The sequence below is a fragment of the Microcystis sp. T1-4 genome (assembly GCF_000297435.1).
Classification (GTDB): Bacteria; Cyanobacteriota; Cyanobacteriia; order Cyanobacteriales; family Microcystaceae; genus Microcystis.
The window spans coordinates 1-893 of the sequence record NZ_CAIP01000336.1 but is presented as its reverse complement, the minus strand read 5'-3'; the positions used below and the strand labels follow the sequence as shown (position 1 = coordinate 893).

Below are 893 nucleotides of genomic sequence, written 5' to 3'. Positions count from 1 at the left end.
AATTAGGCGATCGCTACTCAAGACCAGAGCCGTGTCGAAGAGGTAAGTGTCGTTATCAGCCCCACCATCGAGGGTGTCGTTGCCAAGGCCGCCAAACAGCGTGTCGTTGCCATTACCACCATCGATCGAGTCAACACCAACACCGCCATCGAGGACATTGTTGCCACTGTTGCCCGTGAGGACGTTGTTTTTGTCATTGCCAGTAGCGTTGATATCGGCACTTCCCGTCAGGGTCAGATTCTCAATCCCATATCCTTGGTTATCAGGTGTCCCCGGCGCTAGGGAATAGGTGACTGAGGCAAATACCGTATCGGCCGTCCCCCCTAGCTCATCATCGAAGACCTCCTTAACGATGTCATCGCTGTTGTCCACGAAGTAGGTGTCGTTGCCATCACCACCATCCATCGAGTCAACACCAACACCGCCATCGAGGGTGTCGTTGCCATCACCACCATCGAGGGTGTCGTTGCCATCACCACCATCAAGGGTGTCATTACCTCCCACTCCCGCCAGGGCATCGGCAAAGCTTGTCCCGACCAAGTTGTTATTGGCTGCGTCACCATCATTGTCAAGAATGGTGGCCGTGGCCGTGTCCGGTCCACTGATAGTGTAGCCGGCGGGGGCGGTAATTGTGGTGATGATGGTTTCACCTGGATCACTCAAGAGGTCATCTATGGTGGGCAGAGTGATGGTAGCTGTGGAGGAAAATGCCGCGAAGGTGGCTTGACCTAAACCGGGGTCATTGTAGTCGCTGCCGAGGGTAGCAGTACCAGCCAAGGTGTAGTTAACCGTTAAGGCACTGGAGAGGTCGCCGGTACGAGTCAGGGTAAAGACACTGCTCGTTGAACCAGCTTCGTTACCATCGGTGGTTTTCACCAGAGTGAGGGTGCCAA

General features: G+C 54.9%; 1 protein-coding gene. It reads right to left on the bottom strand.

What is annotated here, in order from left to right; translation table 11 throughout:
• Positions 1 to 893: calcium-binding protein (locus MICAI_RS22605; RefSeq protein ID WP_369751918.1), on the bottom strand; the 893-nt coding region annotated here is incomplete at both ends.